21 protein-coding genes and 1 pseudogene are annotated in these 19,153 nt (G+C 43.1%); 8 read left to right on the forward strand and 14 right to left on the reverse strand.

Annotation, left to right across the window (positions count from 1 at the left end; translation table 11 throughout):
* Positions 1-309 precede the first annotated feature (309 nt).
* From FTU90_RS14385 to FTU90_RS14395, 3 genes are read right to left on the reverse strand one after another with little or no spacing between them, the layout of a single operon-like run.
* Positions 310-1,386, reverse strand: coding sequence for a DUF6670 family protein (locus FTU90_RS14385; protein WP_005094039.1), 1,077 nt, complete (start codon positions 1,384-1,386; stop codon positions 310-312).
* A gap of 18 nt (positions 1,387-1,404) precedes the next feature.
* Positions 1,405-2,226 carry a CDP-diacylglycerol--serine O-phosphatidyltransferase gene (gene pssA / locus FTU90_RS14390; RefSeq protein WP_005094042.1) on the reverse strand — a complete coding sequence of 274 codons (822 nt, stop codon included), beginning with the start codon at positions 2,224-2,226 and terminating at the stop codon, positions 1,405-1,407.
* 38 nt (positions 2,227-2,264) lie between these two features.
* On the reverse strand, positions 2,265-3,122 hold the full coding sequence (locus FTU90_RS14395; RefSeq protein WP_005094045.1) for a 23S rRNA (adenine(2030)-N(6))-methyltransferase RlmJ: 858 nt from the start codon (positions 3,120-3,122) through the stop codon (positions 2,265-2,267).
* A gap of 118 nt (positions 3,123-3,240) precedes the next feature.
* On the opposite strand from FTU90_RS14395, the gene FTU90_RS14400 reads away from it, so the two are divergent.
* Both FTU90_RS14400 and FTU90_RS14405 read left to right on the forward strand, forming a co-directional pair.
* The gene (locus FTU90_RS14400; protein WP_100357803.1) at positions 3,241-3,843 is read left to right on the forward strand and encodes a 2OG-Fe(II) oxygenase; all 603 of its coding nucleotides are present in this window, start codon (positions 3,241-3,243) and stop codon (positions 3,841-3,843) included.
* 70 nt (positions 3,844-3,913) lie between these two features.
* Positions 3,914-4,441: a hypothetical protein gene (locus tag FTU90_RS14405; protein ID WP_005094048.1), complete on the forward strand. Its 528-nt coding sequence runs from the start codon at positions 3,914-3,916 to the stop codon at positions 4,439-4,441.
* 90 nt (positions 4,442-4,531) lie between these two features.
* Here the strand turns inward: FTU90_RS14405 and FTU90_RS14410 are convergent, their stop codons facing one another.
* From FTU90_RS14410 to FTU90_RS14435, 6 genes are all read right to left on the reverse strand, one after another.
* Positions 4,532-4,789: a DUF2789 family protein gene (locus FTU90_RS14410; protein WP_005094049.1), complete on the reverse strand. Its 258-nt coding sequence runs from the start codon at positions 4,787-4,789 to the stop codon at positions 4,532-4,534.
* A 115-nt stretch (positions 4,790-4,904) separates the two neighbouring features.
* Positions 4,905-5,159 carry a DUF2789 family protein gene (locus FTU90_RS14415; RefSeq protein ID WP_035337452.1) on the reverse strand — a complete coding sequence of 85 codons (255 nt, stop codon included), beginning with the start codon at positions 5,157-5,159 and terminating at the stop codon, positions 4,905-4,907.
* Positions 5,160-5,247: 88 nt separating this feature from the next.
* Positions 5,248-5,508, reverse strand: coding sequence for a DUF2789 family protein (locus FTU90_RS14420; protein ID WP_180072983.1), 261 nt, complete (start codon positions 5,506-5,508; stop codon positions 5,248-5,250).
* 176 nt (positions 5,509-5,684) lie between these two features.
* Positions 5,685-6,671, reverse strand: coding sequence for a malate dehydrogenase (locus FTU90_RS14425; RefSeq protein ID WP_004645103.1), 987 nt, complete (start codon positions 6,669-6,671; stop codon positions 5,685-5,687).
* Between the two features lie 167 nt (positions 6,672-6,838).
* Complete coding sequence (locus tag FTU90_RS14430; protein WP_005168674.1) at positions 6,839-7,477, reverse strand: hypothetical protein; 639 nt, start codon at positions 7,475-7,477, stop codon at positions 6,839-6,841.
* Positions 7,478-7,508: 31 nt separating this feature from the next.
* Entirely contained in the window at positions 7,509-9,443 is a 1,935-nt protein-coding gene (locus FTU90_RS14435; protein WP_180072985.1) for a lytic transglycosylase domain-containing protein, read from the reverse strand.
* Between the two features lie 334 nt (positions 9,444-9,777).
* Between FTU90_RS14435 and miaB the strand changes: the two genes are divergently transcribed.
* The 3 genes from miaB to ybeY are packed head-to-tail and all read left to right on the forward strand — an operon-like array spanning position 9,778 to position 12,855.
* Complete coding sequence (gene miaB / locus FTU90_RS14440) at positions 9,778-11,235, forward strand: tRNA (N6-isopentenyl adenosine(37)-C2)-methylthiotransferase MiaB (RefSeq protein ID WP_159138917.1); 1,458 nt, start codon at positions 9,778-9,780, stop codon at positions 11,233-11,235.
* A gap of 38 nt (positions 11,236-11,273) precedes the next feature.
* A complete protein-coding gene (locus FTU90_RS14445) occupies positions 11,274-12,350 on the forward strand; it encodes a PhoH family protein (RefSeq protein WP_005094064.1) in 1,077 nt (358 codons plus the stop codon).
* A 22-nt stretch (positions 12,351-12,372) separates the two neighbouring features.
* Complete coding sequence (gene ybeY, locus FTU90_RS14450; RefSeq protein ID WP_005094076.1) at positions 12,373-12,855, forward strand: rRNA maturation RNase YbeY; 483 nt, start codon at positions 12,373-12,375, stop codon at positions 12,853-12,855.
* 178 nt (positions 12,856-13,033) lie between these two features.
* Here ybeY and FTU90_RS14455 read toward each other — a convergent pair whose 3' ends face one another.
* A complete protein-coding gene (locus FTU90_RS14455) occupies positions 13,034-13,891 on the reverse strand; it encodes an energy transducer TonB (protein ID WP_005094077.1) in 858 nt (285 codons plus the stop codon).
* 261 nt (positions 13,892-14,152) lie between these two features.
* Here FTU90_RS14455 and FTU90_RS14460 point away from each other — a divergent pair, with 261 nt between their 5' ends.
* The 3 genes from FTU90_RS14460 to FTU90_RS14470 all read left to right on the forward strand — a co-directional run bounded on the left by FTU90_RS14460 (position 14,153) and on the right by FTU90_RS14470 (position 16,377).
* Positions 14,153-14,839: a hypothetical protein gene (locus FTU90_RS14460; RefSeq protein WP_159138916.1), complete on the forward strand. Its 687-nt coding sequence runs from the start codon at positions 14,153-14,155 to the stop codon at positions 14,837-14,839.
* A 190-nt stretch (positions 14,840-15,029) separates the two neighbouring features.
* Complete coding sequence (locus FTU90_RS14465; RefSeq protein WP_370982144.1) at positions 15,030-15,713, forward strand: DUF3108 domain-containing protein; 684 nt, start codon at positions 15,030-15,032, stop codon at positions 15,711-15,713.
* A gap of 88 nt (positions 15,714-15,801) precedes the next feature.
* Positions 15,802-16,377 (forward strand): xanthine phosphoribosyltransferase, encoded by a 576-nt coding sequence (locus FTU90_RS14470; RefSeq protein ID WP_005094083.1) that lies wholly within the window; start codon positions 15,802-15,804, stop codon positions 16,375-16,377.
* A 310-nt stretch (positions 16,378-16,687) separates the two neighbouring features.
* Here FTU90_RS14470 and FTU90_RS14475 read toward each other — a convergent pair whose 3' ends face one another.
* The 4 genes and pseudogenes from FTU90_RS14475 to FTU90_RS14490 form a co-directional block, all read right to left on the reverse strand.
* The gene (locus tag FTU90_RS14475) at positions 16,688-17,350 is read right to left on the reverse strand and encodes a hypothetical protein (RefSeq protein ID WP_034608358.1); all 663 of its coding nucleotides are present in this window, start codon (positions 17,348-17,350) and stop codon (positions 16,688-16,690) included.
* An 83-nt stretch (positions 17,351-17,433) separates the two neighbouring features.
* Positions 17,434-18,639, reverse strand: a complete 1,206-nt coding sequence (locus FTU90_RS14480; RefSeq protein WP_159138915.1) for a CsgG/HfaB family protein — start codon at positions 18,637-18,639, stop codon at positions 17,434-17,436.
* Positions 18,633-18,959: a hypothetical protein gene (locus tag FTU90_RS14485; protein WP_252766861.1), complete on the reverse strand. Its 327-nt coding sequence runs from the start codon at positions 18,957-18,959 to the stop codon at positions 18,633-18,635. The genes FTU90_RS14480 and FTU90_RS14485 overlap by 7 nt, the downstream gene beginning before the upstream one ends.
* Positions 18,960-18,998: 39 nt before the next feature.
* Positions 18,999-19,153 (reverse strand): annotated as a pseudogene (locus FTU90_RS14490) (IS5/IS1182 family transposase); the annotation flags it as partial.

Consider the following 19,153-nt stretch of genomic DNA (forward strand, 5'->3'; position numbering starts at 1 on the left):
TCCACACAAGTTGTTCTTCATAAGCTCTTAATGATCTTCTTGCTGATTCGTCACCAGCAAGCTAGGTCGGCTATATTACACTGAATTTCTAAAGTGTCAATCCGTAATTCAAATTAATTTAAACTTAACCTACAAAACCAAATCTTAACACCTCGTGCTAAGTTACTGTTTTATCAGAAGTTTTAATCTTCATCACCGCCGATGGATGTGCATTCTACAGCATTTCAGAAGGCTTGCAACCCCCTTTTTTAAATAATTCAGCAAAAATATCACGACTGTTTATTTATTCTACAAAAAATGCAGGTTTTTCTATTTTTTGAGCATTAAAGGTACAGAATTTGATAAATGAGTTAAAAGTTTGTCGGTTTTATCTTGTTCTTGAAAGCGTAAAGGACGGCAATCAATGTATTCACAGTAGCCACCTTCCCCATTTTCGTTCTCTTCATTTATTTTGACCTGATAACTAAAACTTCCAACATAGCCCGCGGCCAAACCAAATTTGAAATCACCGCGACTTTGCCCTTGTACCCAAATACAGGTACCATCTTTAGCTTCGTAACACCATTCAAATTCACGTGGCAAATACATATTTTGCCCATTCGGCGTGGTGACGCGCGGATAGACACGATGAACTTTAAAATACACTTTTTGGTCAAACATCTGAGTCTGCATCTTGTTTAAATCACGCAAATACATCCGAGACTGAACAATACTATTCACTCCATCCCGAATTTGCGCCAACAGTAGCTGCCGGTTTTCACTCAGGTTAATAATTTGATAAGTCAGGAAGGCCAAAGGCAGATAAGGGAAATTGAAACTTCGTGCATATTCAAAACTTCCGAGGCTATCAATATTATATGTCTGTTGTTTATATTTTAATGTGCCCTGGCAATAGCACAGCAAAGACCAGTGCTCGGCAAGTGAAAACCTCACCTGGCTAAAGTGGGAAATGAGCTGAGTGGTATGAATGCTTAAATCGAAACTGAGTTCCGAGTCAAAACGCTGCAAACGAAAATGAGGAAAGGCCCCACTCAGTTGCTCCCGATCTAAAAACTGAAATAAGCCAGCATCAAAGTTACAGTCCTGCTGTACTGAATAACGATGCAGTTGGCCGACCATATGCGAACTCGTGCTGCAAATCACCGTAGCGGTATCCAGTGCGTTGGTTTGAATTGCACTGGGATTGGCCAGCATCGGTGCATTCGGCTGCCCGATAATGCTGAGAAAATTTAGATAGTGCAGCGGCGCCGGAAGTCCAGGAATCATCAAACCTTGATGAATAATCTTATATTTTGAGTTGGGGCCATGATAGGCAGGATAATGCGAAACAGTTGGAGTCTGATTCAGCTGTTTCGAACGATCTAAAAAATCTTGAAGAAACCGCATCTCAGACTCCTTATATTTTTATAATCTACTCGATCTTTTTGCCATAAAGGTGGTCACAAAACCAGATAAGGCATAGAGAATAGAAATTACCAGAATGCCGACAGGAATATTATAAGTCATCGCAGCAAAGACAAATACGGCAATTGGTAATACAAAAAACGGAACGCGTTTACGCTCTACAGTCTTAAATGAATAATATTTGATATTAGAAATCATCAACAAGCCCACCGCAATAATGACAACGGCGTTAATGATCTGAATGGATGCTTCACGAATATCAAAAATTTCAGGAAAATCTAAACCGACCCAGACCAGCGAAACAATCATGAGAGCCGCCAATGGACTGGCCACACCAATAAAATAACGCTTGTCTACCACGCCAATCTGTACGTTAAAGCGGGCCAGACGAAAAGCAGCACAGGCGGTATAGACAAAACAGGCGGCCAGACCAATCCGGCCTAAATCACTCAACCCCCAGCTATACATCAAGATCGCGGGAGCCACACCAAAAGCCAGCATATCGGAAAGCGAATCAAACTGTTCACCAAACGGACTTTGCGCACCAATCGCACGCGCCACGCGCCCATCCAAACCATCCAGCAAAGCCGCAATAAAAATTGCATAGATCGCTTGCTGGAAATTGCCATTCATACTGGCAATAATGGAGTAGAAACCCGCTAACAACGCAGCGGTTGTAATCAGGTTCGGCCATAGATAGATGCCTCGACGCTTAACTTTCTGCCCTTCCTGGGTATGTTCCTCTTCTTCCACCTCAAAGGTGATGCCATCAAAAGGCAAGTCTTTTGAAGAGTCGCGTTCCGGTTTGCTTATATTTGTCATTCTTGTCGATCCTAGCTATGACCTGTGCTTTGAAAAAATTATTCGCCGACTAACCAGCGAACTGCAGCGTGACCACCATTTTCACTCATGCGAAGATGTGGGAATAACCATTGTAGTGCTTCATCTGCATCTTCAGAGAATTTCCAAGGCGGATTAATCACCAGCAAACCACAACCATTCAAGCCGACTGGGGTGTCATCCGGCCATACACAGACTTCACACACCAGTTGACGGCGGATGCCGGTCTTGAACATTTTTTTCTCGAAGCGTTCAATCATGGCACGGTCTTTAATTGGATACCAAACAGCAAATACACCTGTCGGCCATTTCTTATAAGCGGCAACCAGTAATTCTACCAATTGTGGAAAATCTTTACGCTCAAGCTCATAAGGTGGATCGATCATCACCAGACCACGTTTTTCTTTCGGCGGAATCACCCCCAAAAGACCTTCATAAGCATCACGCTCATGCAAACCGGCACGCTTGTCAAAAATATTATGACGAAGTTGCTGAAACACATCACGCTGCATTTCAAAAATAGTCGCTTTATCAATCTCGCGCATACCTTCAAGGGCAAACCAAGGTGAACCGGGATAAGCACCCTTACCAAAGTTTTCACGCATTTTCTCAACAACTTTCAAATATTGTTGTACGCCTTCAGGTGCATTACGCTTGATCGAGTCATCCAGTTTAACAAGACGATGAATACCGTTTAAGAACTCACCTGATTTTTGCGCTTCAGCAGTCGATAAATCATATTTACCCGCACCACCATGTGTATCTACATAGCGATAAGGTTTGTCTTTTGCATTCAGTCGAGTCAACAACTGAAGCAATAAAACGTGCTTCATGACATCGGCAAAGTTGCCTGCGTGGTAAGAGTGACGGTAATTCATGTTTCATTAATTCCTAATATCAACAGCTATTTTAACATGAAAAATAGTTTCGTTCAGGCACGATTCTTACACTAAAATAGCGAACCTGTTTTGCCACACTATCGAGAATTGAAAAAAAATGGAAGCTGTTATCATCCCAGGGGATTGGAATGTTGATCAAATCTTAGATGATTTAGATCAACATGGCTTTAGTATTGTTGACGATGCTTATTCTAGCGAATATCAACATGCGGTAAGTCAGGAATGCTTAAGCCACTTAAACGAATTTCGTAATGCAGCCATTCAAAATGGCGTCGTCAGCAACATCCGTAGTGATCATATTCTTTGGTTACGACCTGAATTTCAAATTTCCCACCTACACACCCAAACCCTGCAACAGTTTTCTCAAGCTTTAAACCGTGCGTTTTATTTAGGCATTAAAGAAATCGAAGCACATTTTGCCTGCTATCACGCTGGCGAGTTTTATGCGCTGCATCGTGACAATCCTCAAGCTAAAAATGGCCGAATGATTTCCAGTGTGTATTATCTGCATGAACAATGGCAGGCAGATTGGGGGGGTGAATTGCGTCTGCAAGATAAAAATGGCCAGTGGCATATTATTCAGCCACAGCCGAACCGGATTGTACTGTTCCAGAGTGATTTGTTACATGAAGTTTTAATTTCCAAACAGCAACGTCTATCCATTACGGCCTGGTTAAGAAGCGATACAGCCTTAATCTAATGCTCGCTCATGCTTTAAATTTATTTTTTTAACCTCATATAGCCATTATTGAGAAATGAGGATTGCGTTGATGCGATTAACAACCAAGCAGATTATTGAGCGACTGGGTGAAACTGACCAATTGTACTTAAAAGGCAATACGCCAGAATTAACGCTTGAACGTGCTGATCTTCGTTTACAGCTGGTGACTTTAAGTGAGCTGCGTCAGGAACAGCGACATTTCCTGCAAGAAGCGATTGTCTTACTTGAACAAGGCCGGGTGGAATTTGAAGAAATGCCGCTGCGCATGTATATCAATTTATCCTTGCATCTGGCCAAGGCTTATATGATGTTTTTTGAACTGACCAAAGAGCAGCATTTTGCCCTGATTACCCAGCAAATTCTTAAGCCGATGGCCAGTTATGAACATGGCGATATTTATTTCTTTCTGGCTTATGCCAGTGCCAGTAAAAATGAGCCGGCCCTGACACGTCACTGGTTAGGTAAATACACCAAAACGGCTGAATGTGAACTGGAGTTGTTGCAGCAGCATCATGCCTTTAGTGATTATCGTCAGCAGGAATGGTTTATCAAAATATTAAAAAGTAAAATGCATTAAGCTTAACAGCGTCAAAGAAAACGCCTCATTTGAGGCGTTTTCTTTTTAGCATCACTTTCATTTTTTAAGTAATACCAAGATATAACACAGTTAAGCAGGCTGACGTCTGTAGGCATCCATGTGTAATTGCTGGTTCAGCTCATCCACCCAGATTGCCCAATCATCATCCTGTACCAGATGACTAATCAATAATGAACGCTGGGATTTATTCCAGAATGGTGCCTCGTGCAAGGACAAGCCTGCTGGAAGTTGATGAGTCCGGATATACAACTCAATGGCAGCAGCGCTATTGGCCAGACCGAGTTGAGAAAATAACATTTCTAAGGATGGTTGGTTCTTCATGAGCATGTCGCCCTCCTTATATCAGATAAATTGTAATTATTTATAGATCCAACTTATAAGATAAGACAAAAAAAACCTAGTCATTTGACTAGGTTTGTTGTTTCTTTTTGTAGACTATAATTTAAACACCTTGCTTGTCACTTTCGACATGTAACAGCTGGTTCAGTTTATCAATAATCACAATCCATTCATCATCTTGATGCCAGTGCTCGCGTAAGAATGCACTTTGGCCCTCACTCCAGAATTCGGCATCCGGTAAAGCGACTTCAGATGGCAACTGATGGGTATGGGTGAATTCATTAATTGCGGCTTCATCAGCAGGCAAACCCAGTTGTTCAAATAATAATTCTAAAGTTGGCTGTTGTTCGAACATGATCCACTTGCTCCTGTTATATGCTCTAAACTAAAAATAAGACCTTTACCATCCCTAAAATAAGAACTGGCATAAATCCTTAAATACTCATTTATAAATCACATGACCCAGAACCTTGGGCTTCGCTATGTAATTGTTCATTCAGGACATCAACTAAAATTGCCCACTCATCATCTTTTTTCCACTGACCAATCAGGAAATCATGCTGGGATTTCGACCAGAACGGCGCCTTGTGCAAAGGAACGTCCAGGCCAATTTGATGGGTCTTAATAAACTCATCAATCGCCTCGGGACTCGAGTCCAATCCAAGTTGCTGAAAAAACATTTCTAACGTTGGGTGTTGATCAAACATCTTCTTCACCTCGCCTTTTATTGGATTATTTATGTTTTTTAGCTTAGTCCAAGCCTAAGCAAGATTCAGTTGCTGCTGCATCACAGCATGTTATTTTTTGTTCATCAAAAAAATAGAGATATAAAAAAAGCACCCCAAATGGAGTGCTTTTTTCAACTTAATCTGAAAAGATTAAATTATTTAAGCATGTCAGCAATTGCTGCGCGCTCTTCTTCAAGTTCGTTCAACGTGAAGTTGATACGCTCTTGACTGAATTCGTCGATTTCTAGACCTTGAACGATTTTGTATTCACCGTTTTCAGTCGTTACAGGAAAACCGAACATTACGCCTTCAGGGATACCGTAAGAACCGTCAGAAGGAATACCCATCGTTACCCATTCGCCGTTTGTGCCAAGAGCCCAATCGCGCATATGGTCGATTGCAGCATTAGCAGCAGAAGCAGCAGAAGACAAACCACGTGCTTCGATGATCGCAGCACCACGTTTACCAACAGTCGGAAGGAATGTATTTGCATTCCATTCTTGGTCGTTGATCATGTCTTTAACGCTTTCGCCGTTAATTGTTGCAAAACGGTAGTCAGCATACATAGTTGGAGAGTGGTTACCCCAAACTGTAAGATTTTTGATGTCTTTAACCGCTTTACCAGTTTTAGCAGCAATTTGAGATGCAGCACGGTTGTGGTCAAGACGTAACATTGCAGTGAAGTTTTTCGCTGGAAGATCTGGAGCAGATTTCATCGCGATGTAAGCATTCGTGTTCGCAGGGTTACCTACAACAAGAACTTTAACGTCACGGCTCGCAACTTCGTTAAGTGCCTGGCCTTGACCGATAAAGATTTCGCCGTTCACTTTAAGCAGATCAGCACGTTCCATACCTGGACCACGTGGACGTGAACCAACTAATAGCGCGTAGTCAGCATCTTTGAATGCAACTTTAGGATCATCAGTACCGATCATGTCTTCTAGTAGCGGGAATGCACAATCTTGAAGCTCCATCATTACGCCTTTTAGCGCTTGCTGAGCTTTCTCAAAAGGAACTTCGAGCAATTGCAAAATCACTGGTTGATCTTTACCTAGCATTTCGCCGCTTGCGATACGGAATAATAGGCTGTAACCAATTTGACCTGCAGCGCCAGTAACGGCAACACGAACTGCTTGCTTCATCTAATTATCTCCAATTGAGGATATTCAACGCGATTAAATAGTTAGTATTTAATCTAATAATCGTAAACGCGAAAGATTGTACTCCAATCCTTTGCCGGATGCATATAAAAGAGGACGGATTTCATCTAAAGTCTGATAGGAAATATAAATTAAACCGGCAAAAAAGCTCAGTATGTTCCTTTTATTGTGACAGTTTTTGGGCATGTATTAATAATGTTGGCAGGACAGGATTTATAATTGCCATTTTTGTGATAACAGACTTTGATCGAGGTCAACACGCTGCTAGCTTGAGTAAGCTGGCAATTAAATCTCAAAGCATTGGCGGGTAATTGCGGATTAATTCTCACAAATTTCACACGCAGCGCATCGACTGATATGGTGATATTTTCCTGTTCAGTCAGCTCTGCCGGCACTTTAAGCCGGTCTGCATAATTGATAATCGTCCGGAAATATTGGCTGGCATTCATTGGAACACAGCCGCCGATGTTGCGCCACAAAATGGTCCGGGTATTTTCATCCGGCATAATTCTGGCCACCACCTTGGACTGAAGTGGTGAAAGTTTCGCAGAGCTATTGGTGGTACAGTTTTCTGACGTAGCCTGAGGATATAAGCCGGAAATATTCAAGGAATAACCTTCTAGACATTTTCGTTTCTTTGCATATTCAGGGTACAGGCTACACAAAGCCGGCACCATTTCTACATCCATAACATAGTCTGTCGGCATGGCGAATGCTGCCGGACTGCTGCCCAAAAATACAAGCGCTGCCCATTTCCCCCAAACTCGACGATCCTTCATTATTTTCATGAATAAATCACCATCCCCAATAATTTTAATTTTATTGTGTATTACGTAATGGTATCAGTTGCATACGCTTACCCACGGACTGTGCACCCTGTCCTAACAAGAGACCGTAATGCGTGGCATTGGTCATGACATGTTTCACATAATCCCGAGTTTCAAGTAAAGGAATACTTTCAGTATATTGATCTGCTGCCATGCCCTGAAATTCTGGCTGCCAACGGCGGGCACGGTTTGGTCCGGCATTATAGCCTGCGGTTGCCAAGACTGGGCTGTTGCTGAGCTGACGCTGAATGGTCGATAAATAAAAGGTGCCGTAACGGATATTGGTATTCATATCGGTCAAAGCTGCCGGATTATAAGCCTCACCCATTTGACGCGCCACCAGCTTGGCGGTATCTGGCATGATTTGCATCAGGCCACCGGCACCTACATGTGAACGTGCCACAGTATTGAAACGGCTTTCCTGACGCATCAAACCGTAGGCCCAGGCCGGATCTATGCCGGCATTGCGACTATGACTGACTACGTAATTCTGATGGGGCATTGGAAAACGATAATTGTAGTTATGTTTGTTCGCGGTACGGTCGGCAGCATAAATGGCCCGATCATGCCAGCCCATGTCCATGGCACGCTTTGCCGCAGCCAGTAACAGGTCATCATCTTTCTTTAGATAAGCCTGACGCACTGCCCAGTTCCATTCACGGTTAATGTAGTTATTCGGTGCACTGATATTACGTAGCGTGAACGCACGACGGAAATGAATATCCTGATTCAAACGTTGCATGGCCTGATTCGATGGCTGAATTGGATTGGGTGTGCTCGCAGTCAGCTGTCCCAACTTGTCGCGTGCCAGAAGATTGTGATAATCATCCCCGGCGGCCAATGTACGATAAATACTCTCTGCAGTTTTCTTTGAACTACGATCTGCACGCTGCTCACTGGCACGGGCCAGCCAATATTGCCAGCGATCTTCCTGTTTCTGATTGACGCTCATGGCATCAATCGCACGGATTAGGCTTTCCCACGCACTAAAACGGATGGCCTGACGCGCATAAATCTCAGCTTCTTCCGGACTAAATGGCAGACCATAACTGGCATCAAAGGCATTTAACACTTCCCGGTTAAAGTTGTTCTTCATGACTGTGGTTCCACCGACATAACTCACAGCTCGGTATAAGGCACGTTGTACTTGTACCGGTGTGCCTTCAGCAGTCCGTTTCACAATGGATAACGCCGAGTCCAGATCACTATCTGCCAGACGTCCCAGTGCATAAATCAGATAAGCATGTTCTGCCGCACTGTTTTTCGGTGCAGACCATAAATAATTGGTTGGATTGGCCTGAATCGAATTGAGTTGTGCTAAAGACAGATTCAGACCGATTCCTTGCGCAGTGGCAATAGCCTGACCTGACTGACCGGCACGCAATTGTACCCAAAGTCGCTGTTGGCGGTCTTCTGCCGTCATTAAAGGGCTAGAAAGCATCATTCGACCAAGTCCAGTACAAGAATCCGGTTGGCTATTGGTGGTTAGCCAGACCTCTTTAAACTCGGCATAAACCAGCTCATCACCGGCTTTGGCACGAACTTGTGCTACGGCACAGGCTTCGGCTGGATCGGCATTGGTCACATAAGGCAATACCGGCTGGGCAGTCGTGAAGTCGGCCATTTTGACTCTTTCTTCAACATAGTCCGCTGCCAGCTTTTCAGCCATCGCAGATTGCGGGTAGCGCTGAGCAAAACTGACAATTTGGCTGGCAGGTTGCAAGGCAAGATTCTGGTTTAAAATCCAGTATTCCGGATAATAGCCTAAAGCATCATTCTGCATGGACAGGCGATATTGTTGTAATAATTCAGTATTACCTGAATTGGCCGCACGTAAGGCATCGTTAAATTGCTCTTCAGCTGCATATGTACTTGCTGAACCGATACACGCCACACTTAACGTAATTAATTTATAATATTTATACATATTTTCAGTGTGTTTCAACATCCCTTTGCCTTCTCTCATCGATTCTGTGCCTAGCCTATGTTGCTTATCATAAGAGCTTTGTTGAAATATTATAAGCAACTGTATTGTTCAGTTATGTAACCTTATGATTAAGCAATATTAATCTACAGACAATTTTTACCCATAAATCAATATTTTTCCACGTTTAATTTAAGCTATAAGTTTAAGCGACTTTCCTGCTAAAATATGCGCCTTCCCATATTTCAGTCCGTGAATTGAATTGTTATTCACCTGTTTGATGCGTCAATCAGGCTGTTCGTTCACTCTTTCAACGTATTACCTTGTAGGAGCCTACATGACGGTTCAAACCTTCATTCCGAATGGTGCCCCAGCTGCCTCAGAAAACACTGTTACCCAGCCAGCGCACACCCCTGTCCATGAGATTGCAGTAAAAAAACTGTATATCGAAACGCAAGGGTGTCAGATGAATGAGTACGACAGTCACCGTATGGCAGACCTGTTAGGCGATTCTCATGGCTATGTGCTGACCAACGATCCTAAAGATGCCGATATTCTGCTGATGAATACCTGCTCGATCCGTGAAAAAGCCCAAGAAAAAGTGTTTTCCGAGCTGGGTCGCTGGCGCAAACTGAAAGACAAGAATCCGGATCTGATTATCGGGGTTGGCGGCTGTGTGGCGTCTCAGGAAGGCGACAACATCCAGAAACGTGCCAATTATGTCGACATGATTTTTGGCCCGCAAACCCTGCACCGCTTGCCACAAATGCTGGATCAGCATTTTGACCAGATCGAAAAACCGAAAAAAGAAAAAATCAAACTGGTAGATATCTCCTTCCCGGATATCGAAAAATTCGACTTTCTGCCTGAACCGCGTGTTGAGGGCTATAAAGCCTTTGTTTCGATCATGGAAGGCTGTTCAAAATATTGTTCGTTCTGCGTGGTGCCTTATACCCGTGGTGAAGAAGTGTCTCGCCCACTGGATGATGTATTGGCTGAAATTGCGGGTCTGGCAGAAAAAGGCGTGCGTGAAATTTCCCTGCTGGGTCAAAACGTCAATGGCTATCGTGGTGAAACCTTTGAAGGCAATATCTGTACTTTTGCCGATCTGTTGCGTTTAGTCGCGGATATTCCGGGCATTGGCCGGATTCGTTATACCACTTCGCATCCACTCGAATTTAATGATGACCTGATCCAGTGTTATCGTGACCTGCCACAAATGGTTTCGCATCTGCATTTGCCGGTACAAAGTGGCTCGAATGATGTGCTTCAGGCCATGAAACGTAACCATACCATCGATGTCTATATCGAGAAGATTAAAAAGTTACGCTCAGTTCGTCCCGATATGCATTTATCTTCAGACTTTATCATTGGCTTCCCGGGTGAAACCGATGAGAACTTTGCAGAGACCTATCAGTTTATTCAGGATCTGGATTTCGATCATTCTTATAGTTTTATCTATTCAAAACGTCCGGGTACGCCTGCCGCAGAACTGGAAGATACCATTCCGGAAGATGTCAAAAAAGAACGTCTGGCCAAAGTTCAGCAATGGATTAAACGCTCGAGTATTGACAAAACGGATGCCATGCTCGGTAGCATCCAGCGGGTACTGATCGAGAAAGTCTCTGATAAAGATCCGAATATTCTGGTGGGTACGGCGGACAACACCCGTTATGTCAACTTTATTGGTGATCCTGCCTGGGTAGGTCGCTTTGCCGAGATCGAAGTGACCGAAATTAAAACTTTGAATTTAGTTTATGGTGAACTCTTGAATCTTGAGCCTGACGTGGCGTAATGTAGAGCATATAACGTACACTTCATAAGGAATACTCTTTGACTGCAGCGATTCGACGTACAGTAGCTTTTCCTGGGATTTCAATGGACCGTATCCAAGCGATGTTAGGTGCTTATAACGGTCATTTGAAGCAAATTGAACAACGTTTAGATGTCAAAATCTCCCATCGCGGAGAGAGTTTTATTGTGGATGGTGGAATCGATGCCGTTGAAAGAGCCGAAATGCTCTTGCAACGTCTACACGAAGAATCTGAACAGAGCCAGCAGATCAGCGCAGATACCCTGCACCTAATGATTCAGGGCAGTCAGACTGACCGTGAACTCCAGCAAGATCTAGAAGACCAAGAACATACCGGCCTGGACAATGTCTGGTTACAAACCCGTAAAGGCCGGATCAATCCGCGTGGTGCCAACCAGAAACGTTATGTACAGCGTATTCTGCAAAGTGATATTTCTTTTGGTATAGGTCCTGCCGGAACCGGTAAAACCTATCTGGCTGTCGCTGCTGCTGTGGACATGCTGGAACGCAATGAAATCCAGCGCATTTTACTGGTGCGTCCTGCGGTCGAAGCCGGTGAAAAACTGGGTTTCTTGCCAGGGGATTTAAGCCAGAAAATCGATCCTTATTTGCGTCCATTGTATGATGCTTTGTATGAAATGCTCGGCTTTGAAAAAGTGGCCAAGCTGATTGAACGTCAAGTGATTGAGGTGGCGCCACTCGCTTATATGCGTGGCCGTACCTTGAATCATTCTTTCGTCATTCTGGATGAGGCACAGAACACCACCCCAGAACAGATGAAAATGTTCCTGACCCGTTTAGGTTTTGGTTCACGAGCGGTCATTACTGGTGACGTGACGCAGGTGGATTTACCGCGCGGCCAACAGTCTGGTCTTTCACATGCCCTGCGTGTGATTGATAAAATCCCTGAAATTCATATCACCCGTTTTCATTCGCGTGATGTGGTTCGTCATCAACTGGTACAGAAAATTGTTGAAGCCTATGAAGGCTGGGACAGTGATCAGCAGCGTTTAAGTGCAGAAGCACGTGCCGAACGTAAAGCACGTCAGGACGCCTTGATCGCTGAAAATAATGCTGCCGCAGATGCACAGCATTAAGCTTTCAATTTAAGGATTTGTGTTGAAACTTAGTCTTTCCTTACAGCAGGATTTTCAGTCACCTGAACTGGTACTAAAACGTGCCTCTATTAAAAAAGTAGTCGAAACCACTTTAGGTCATATCGGTACGCAAAGTAATTGCGAAATCGGAATTGCCTGTGTCGATCATGATGAAAGTCATAAACTGAATCTGGAATATCGCGGCAAAGACAAATCGACCAATGTCCTGTCTTTTCCGAGCGATCTTCCAGATGAAATGGCGCAATTTCTGGATGCCTTTCCCATTGGCGATCTGGTGATCTGTATTCCTGTGGTACTTGCTGAAGCGCTTGAGCAGCAAAAAGCGCCGTTGACGCATTTCACCCATATGCTGGTGCATGGCACCTTGCATTTAATGGGTTATGATCATGAAACATCAGATGAAGATGCGGAAGAAATGGAAGGCATTGAAATTGAAATTCTGGCCAAGCTGGGTTTTGAAAATCCTTATCTGGAACGAGATTAAGATTTAAAAGAAAATGAAGGAAGCGAGCTGAGGCTCGCTTTTTTAATGCTTTATATTCGCTCTTCCTCTAGGAGATGAGAATCCTCAGAATATATTCTGAGTTCGCAAGGGAGAGGTTCTAATACCTGTTAAAACCCCTCTCTAACTCTCTCCCAAAGGGAAAGAGAACTAGAATGAATTAACGTACTTCAAACTCTGCTTCAGCCGGATCAAAACGCCAGGTTCGGATAATCCGCAATTCAGAAATTTCCTTCATTTTGGCATCAAACGCACCAAATGGCGCCGCTTTACGTACAGAAGATTTCGCAGCCTCATCCAGCATGGCATGTCCTGAACTGTCAATTAATCGGATGGCACGAATCCCTCCATTCTGATTCAGGATCACCATCAGACGAACTTCACCTGCCAGATTCTGCTGCTTGGCAGCTTCCGGATAATACTGATTGCCATAAAACTCTACTTTCTGACGGAACTTTTCCAGATAGGCTGCGGAGACATCCTGCTTGGATTGAATACCATCCACAGTTTTAATTTTTTGCTGACGACTAAAATTTTGCTGACGCTGTAAATATTGCGCTTCCAGACTGGCCACCATGGCTGCTTTGGCCTGAAACTGGCTTTGTAACTGCTCCTGCATTTTTTTACGCTGATTTTCTTCTGCCTGTTTTTGCCAGCTCAAGGTGGTCATCAGCACTTTTTCTTCAAAACTGAGTTCCTGTTTCTGTTGCAGCAGATCCGGACTTTCTTGTTGTTCTTCCCCTGCCTTCTGCTCTAACAAAGGAGATGGCATATCACTCGACATCCGATGCGCTTCTCGAAACTTGCCAGACCCTTGCTGGTCTGTCTGGGCCAGAAAATCAGCGTGTTCAATTTTTTCATCTGTTTGTCGCAAGCTGACTGCAATTTCTTTGGTGCTGGTCTCCCGATCTTGCGGCATACCAAATTCCAGTGTCAATACGATCAAATGCAGAATGCCTGCGGTGAGCACGGCACTGCTAAACACTGGATCTTTCCACCAGGTTCTGACCAGAGGCATTAATATCATTGTTTATCACATTACCCAAACTCAGTCCTGAGTTCAGTTCCCCAAAAAAGTATTTTAAAGATTAAAAACAAACAAATTGGGCATTTCTATTTTAAAAGTGCCAAATCCATCAAATCTTCAACGTTACATAACTAAAACTATAAAAATGGTGCTATTTATTTTGCTAAACTTCAAGCTTGAATACTTGTATTTTTCATACAATTCGACAAGATACACTTCGAGTCAAAAATAAAGTTGCTAGGATGCTTCAATATGCAAACGCTAATTTCCAATATTTCCAACCGAATCCGCCAAGTGTATCAGAGGGCGGAAGGATTTATTGAGGATGAGCGTGAATTCCCTTTATCGCAAGTCTTCTTAAATGCAACTTTTCAACGCTTTGTCACCGACAATGTCGATGCACTGAAAGACTTACACGCAGACCTGCATGAAGACTGGCTGCGTCTCTACGCGACACTAGACTATAAAGGCCTGAATATCACTTTGTCGGTAGACTTGAAGCTGGTTCAGATGGAACTGAATAAGACCACCCAGCTGATTGTATTCGAGCAAATCAGTGATACACAGCTTATTGACGCCAAATATCCAAATCTGTTGTATAAGCTTGGGGTGCGTTTTGCCCTGTTCTTCTATCAACGCATCTTGAACAAAGATCCATTGGGCATGATTCTGGAAAAACTTGGCGTTATTAAAGTCATTGATGACTTGCTGTATCTGGACTTGAACCGCTGGTTAGGCAAAAACCGTTCGATTATTGACACTCTAGGAAAAGTTCATGTGAATCATGCAGTGCTTCGCGAAGCTGAACTGGTGGTGATTGGTAATGTGAATCTGGCAGCCCTGTTTAGAAAACTTTCTCAAGACAGAGAGGAAAATTGGAATGAAGACGAAATGGACGATAACCTAGTGACCCCGATCAAACAGAAAGATCCGTCTTGAATACTATTCAATCCCGTTTTTTGAACTTTTGTTGAAAAAAACTACATGAAAGATACATTTTTGCTAGAAATATCCCTTAAATTTCCATATTTTGCCTAAAGAATAAAAGCTACAACAAGTAAGATATTTTGCCCGTTTAACCAATATAGGAAAATGACTAATGGTGAAGACTGTATTTAAGACTTTAGCGATGACCACAGGTCTAAGCGGTGCAATACTGTTGACTGGTATTTCTAGCCAGGCTTTTGCCATGACGCCTTTCCAAGCCAATTATCAATTTAGCTATAATGGCAAGAATATGGGTTCTGCCACCCGTACTCTGAGTAAATCCGGCAATAACTGGACTTACGTCTTTGCTGCAAAAGCCGGTGGTATTGCTTCAGCAACTGAAACCAGCCGTTTCACCTTTAATAACGGCAAGATTGGCTCCAGCAGTTTCAGTCGTAGCAGTAAAATCCTGGTGCATAACAACACCATGAGTATTAACTTTAATCCTTCCAGCAAAACCATCAATACCAGAAAAGATGATGAAAAGCGTTCTTTTGCCTGGAGAGCCGATGTTCTGGATGAACTGAATGCGGAATTACAAATTCGTGAAGATCTAAAAAATGGTGGCTTAAAATCGAATTATTATCTTGCTGATGCTAAAGAGGTCGAAGGCCGTAAGTTTGTTCGACAAGGTTCAGAAACGGTCAGTACCAAATATGGTTCTTTTAATACCATCAAGGTGGTGATGAAGCATAGCAAGCCGGGTCGTGAAACCATCTTCTGGCTGGCACCGAAACTTGACTATCTGCCAGTCAAGGTTTCACATGTAGACAAGAAAACCTCTTATGGTTTGCTATTAACTGACTATAAAGGTGCAAGCAACTAAGATTTTGGTGAATTTCACTTGATTTTTTCCGGGTGCTTTTTACAATACGCTTTTGCTTGAAAAAGCACCTGCTCTTGAGGATTCTCCCGTGCATGCACTAGAACAGAAAATCTTGGCCGAAGGCATCGTTCTCTCTGAAGAAGTTTTGAAAGTGGATTCTTTCTTAAACCACCAGATTGACCCAGTCATGATGCAATTAATTGGTCAAGAATTTGCGCGTCTGTTTAAGGATGCTGGTATCACCAAAATTATTACGATTGAAGCATCAGGTATTGCACCTGCAGTGATGGCAGGTTTAGAACTTGGTGTACCTGTCATCTTTGCACGTAAATACCAGTCTTTGACCCTGAAAGATGATTTATACCGCTCTAAAGTGTTTTCATTTACCAAACAGACTGAAAGCACCATCGCAATTTCAAATAAACACATCAGCTCAACCGACAAGGTTTTAGTGATTGATGACTTCCTGGCGAATGGTCAGGCGGCGCTGGGTCTGGCCGATCTGATTCATCAGGCCAATGCAGAAGTGGTCGGTATTGGTATTGTGATTGAAAAATCATTCCAGCCTGGTCGCGACTTGCTGCTTGAAAAAGGCTACCGTGTGGAGTCACTGGCACGCGTAAAATCTTTGGCAAATGGCACAGTTGAATTTGTTCGCGACTAAGCTCGACAATCAATTTTAAAAGAGCGCTTATGCGCTCTTTTTTATTTTGTCTATCTGATGAAATAAATTAAAAATATTCAAAGCTCGACTCTAGTTCAATCTAATGTGTTATTCATGATTCCTGACTTGATCCTAGATGAATGGCTTACTTTTAAATTCGAAGTGATTAAACCTCTAAAATAGATCGTGTCATAAAATAAATAATTTTTCTATCCGATGAATAAACAACCAGTTATAGCAATTTTATTATAAGATAAAGAGGTCTAACTATCTGCAAATAATTAGACCTCTGTTCACCTTGAACAAGAGTTTATTTAACCGTCACAGTAATACTGCCGCTATTTACAGCACCGATAGCGGTAGTTGTGATGCTATTGTTAATAGCAGTTTGAGTTCCTTCTGCAATCGCATTGACAGAGGCATCAATGGTACCCGCATTATAGGCAATGTTCGCTACACTATAATTGCTTAAAGTTTCATTGATCTGCTCACTATAGTTGGTAGACAGTGATGAACTTACAACTTCCGATAGATCTGAACTATCCGCAACCTCGGATAACTCTTCTAAGGTTTCAGAATTATTCGTTGCACTGGTGACTTGACTGAAATCATAGTCATATGTTTCATCTGATACGTCTGATATCACCTGATTGAAGCTGCCTTGCTCAATCGTGATACTACCTGTGTTCGCTGCACCAATTGCAGTAGTTTCAATTGTCCCTTCAATTGAACTAATCGCATCTGGTACTTCTCTTACTGCTCCTGCAAGTGCTTCTAAATCAACGCTTGCATCAACATCACCTGTATTCACTGCCAGATTCAGCGCAGAACCATTTTCAACCTGCTGAGAAATAGAATCCAGAGTAGCTTGTAAACCGGTATCTACTTCCACATTGGTTTCTTGAGCATATGCCATCCCCGCACTAGACAGAAAGGCGACGGATAATGCGACTGTTTTGATCGTGTTTTTCATCATTGTTCTTCCTACTGTTATTTTAAAGTACCTCTCGCTAAGTACTTCTTCTGACAATGGGAGCGAGCCCATTTTCAAATCTTTTAATCACGTTGAATATTTGACCAGTAATTCTCCACTACCTCTGGATTGGCATCCCATAAACTGGATGACTTCTCCTCAGCTTGTTCTTTGTTGGCTTGTTCTTGAACATCTTTTTTGTCATTTATTTTGCTTGTCGGAGATGGGCGCTTAGTCTTACTAATATATTTAATCAGTTCCTGTTTGCTCATTTCAGGCTCGGCTTCAGGATTCTGAATCACCTCAGATTCTTTCTGCTTAGGCGGCTTGGTATCTTTGCTGGGTGAATTGGTCGACTTGTTTTTTTCATTGGATGAATCTGCCTGACGTGAGGCCGATTCCTGAACAGGGTTGCTGGAATCGGTACTGATTTGTTGCTGATTTTTCTTATATTTATGCAAGGCAACAGAACTGCGAGTGAGATCTAAGCGACCAAATTCAGGTGGAATTTCCGCACGGCAACTTGCAAACACTGCCGGTGGCACGACCTGACTGAGTAATTCAAAAGTGGCCAGGTTCAACATTTGGCGTAAGGCAAAATTAGTCGCCTCTCGTTCTCCCTTGCCAATTTGAATATTTAACAGTGTACGACCCGCGAACCTGCCTGCACTAAGACCATAATCCTGTGCAGCAATCTGCTTTTGCAAAGAAACATTACCCACCACTTTACTACTGCGGGTATCGGTCAGAGATAAATCCAAACCGACCATAATACGGGTTTGACTGTAATTTGGGCCAACTCCGGCAATTTGCATGTCAAAACCCCCACCCGGAATAAAATCCAGACTGTTAATACTGCCGGTGACATAATAATCGGAGGCCTGAATTTGCCTTGGATCACGAATCCCCCACTTGGCTTCACTTTCGATAATCCGGGGATCACGTCGGTTCATTAAACTGACGCCCGCCTGAAACAAGGCAGACTGCACCATATCTCCCGCACCCTGGGTCACCATTTTGCCACTTCCGCCATTGGTGACTACGTCTTTACCGGTTTGATCCAGAATCGCGCCAACAGAAAAACTCACATCACTACGCAGTTGCCCTTTGAGGCAGGAGAGCGCCATATCAAAAGGGGTAAAAATATCGGTAATGGGTGGTCCTTGCACCAGACTAACTGCTTTCTTGTTTGAGGGAGCTAAACCTGTACAACCTGTTAGAAACGAGCTAAAAAAAACAGGAATACTCAGAGAAAATATATATTTTCGGGTTAAGGAGAAATTCAGCATAGCGACTCTCCTGATTGAGTACTTAAATTAGGACAGCGCTGAGCGTTTTGATTGGTATTTGAATTGACAGGTGCTTCATTGAGTAATTCACTCGAAATATCGATGTTGTTGTCTGAACCTTCGACATTGATATTGTTGGTGGGTGTATTTACGGTACCTATAGAGGTGGTTGAGGTACTGTAAATAGTGGTTCTACCTAATCCAGAATAATAATCGGACTCCTTGAGCTCGATCAGATTGGCTTGAACTAGATTTTCATTGGAGCGGGCACTTGATGATTTCCAACGCTGCGTCCACTCATCAGATGGGCTTTGTTGCATAAACATTCAAAAGCTGAGTTTTCCCCAATCCATTCAAATTTAAGTGACAACTTGGGTGTGAGGTCTACCTAATTCCGTAAATCTATTCAGAACTGCCACACGCGCATGAACTTCATTGACCTGACTTTGAAAATGTCTTGCCGTCAGCTTATCTCCTAATAATTTGATGCAATGCATCTTGGTTTCCACCAAAC

This window comes from Acinetobacter sp. YH12200, from assembly GCF_013418175.1.
Classification (GTDB): domain Bacteria; phylum Pseudomonadota; class Gammaproteobacteria; order Pseudomonadales; family Moraxellaceae; genus Acinetobacter; species Acinetobacter pseudolwoffii.

Excerpts from the sequence above, each read along its gene's own strand:
- FTU90_RS14430 (WP_005168674.1), bottom strand. The coding sequence starts at position 7,477 with ATGAAAATAATGAAGGATCGTCGAGTTTGGGGGAAATGGGCAGCGCTT.
- FTU90_RS14465 (WP_370982144.1), top strand. The coding sequence starts at position 15,030 with ATGACCACAGGTCTAAGCGGTGCAATACTGTTGACTGGTATTTCTAGC.
- FTU90_RS14460 (WP_159138916.1), top strand. The coding sequence starts at position 14,153 with ATGCAAACGCTAATTTCCAATATTTCCAACCGAATCCGCCAAGTGTAT.
- FTU90_RS14475 (WP_034608358.1), bottom strand. The coding sequence starts at position 17,350 with ATGAAAAACACGATCAAAACAGTCGCATTATCCGTCGCCTTTCTGTCT.
- FTU90_RS14420 (WP_180072983.1), bottom strand. The coding sequence starts at position 5,508 with ATGTTTGATCAACACCCAACGTTAGAAATGTTTTTTCAGCAACTTGGA.
- FTU90_RS14435 (WP_180072985.1), bottom strand. The coding sequence starts at position 9,443 with ATGTATAAATATTATAAATTAATTACGTTAAGTGTGGCGTGTATCGGT.
- FTU90_RS14400 (WP_100357803.1), top strand. The coding sequence starts at position 3,241 with ATGGAAGCTGTTATCATCCCAGGGGATTGGAATGTTGATCAAATCTTA.
- FTU90_RS14455 (WP_005094077.1), bottom strand. The coding sequence starts at position 13,891 with ATGCCTCTGGTCAGAACCTGGTGGAAAGATCCAGTGTTTAGCAGTGCC.
- FTU90_RS14425 (WP_004645103.1), bottom strand. The coding sequence starts at position 6,671 with ATGAAGCAAGCAGTTCGTGTTGCCGTTACTGGCGCTGCAGGTCAAATT.
- FTU90_RS14480 (WP_159138915.1), bottom strand. The coding sequence starts at position 18,639 with ATGCTGAATTTCTCCTTAACCCGAAAATATATATTTTCTCTGAGTATT.
- miaB (WP_159138917.1), top strand. The coding sequence starts at position 9,778 with ATGACGGTTCAAACCTTCATTCCGAATGGTGCCCCAGCTGCCTCAGAA.
- FTU90_RS14485 (WP_252766861.1), bottom strand. The coding sequence starts at position 18,959 with ATGCAACAAAGCCCATCTGATGAGTGGACGCAGCGTTGGAAATCATCA.
- FTU90_RS14395 (WP_005094045.1), bottom strand. The coding sequence starts at position 3,122 with ATGAATTACCGTCACTCTTACCACGCAGGCAACTTTGCCGATGTCATG.
- FTU90_RS14385 (WP_005094039.1), bottom strand. The coding sequence starts at position 1,386 with ATGCGGTTTCTTCAAGATTTTTTAGATCGTTCGAAACAGCTGAATCAG.
- FTU90_RS14410 (WP_005094049.1), bottom strand. The coding sequence starts at position 4,789 with ATGCTCATGAAGAACCAACCATCCTTAGAAATGTTATTTTCTCAACTC.
- pssA (WP_005094042.1), bottom strand. The coding sequence starts at position 2,226 with ATGACAAATATAAGCAAACCGGAACGCGACTCTTCAAAAGACTTGCCT.
- FTU90_RS14405 (WP_005094048.1), top strand. The coding sequence starts at position 3,914 with ATGCGATTAACAACCAAGCAGATTATTGAGCGACTGGGTGAAACTGAC.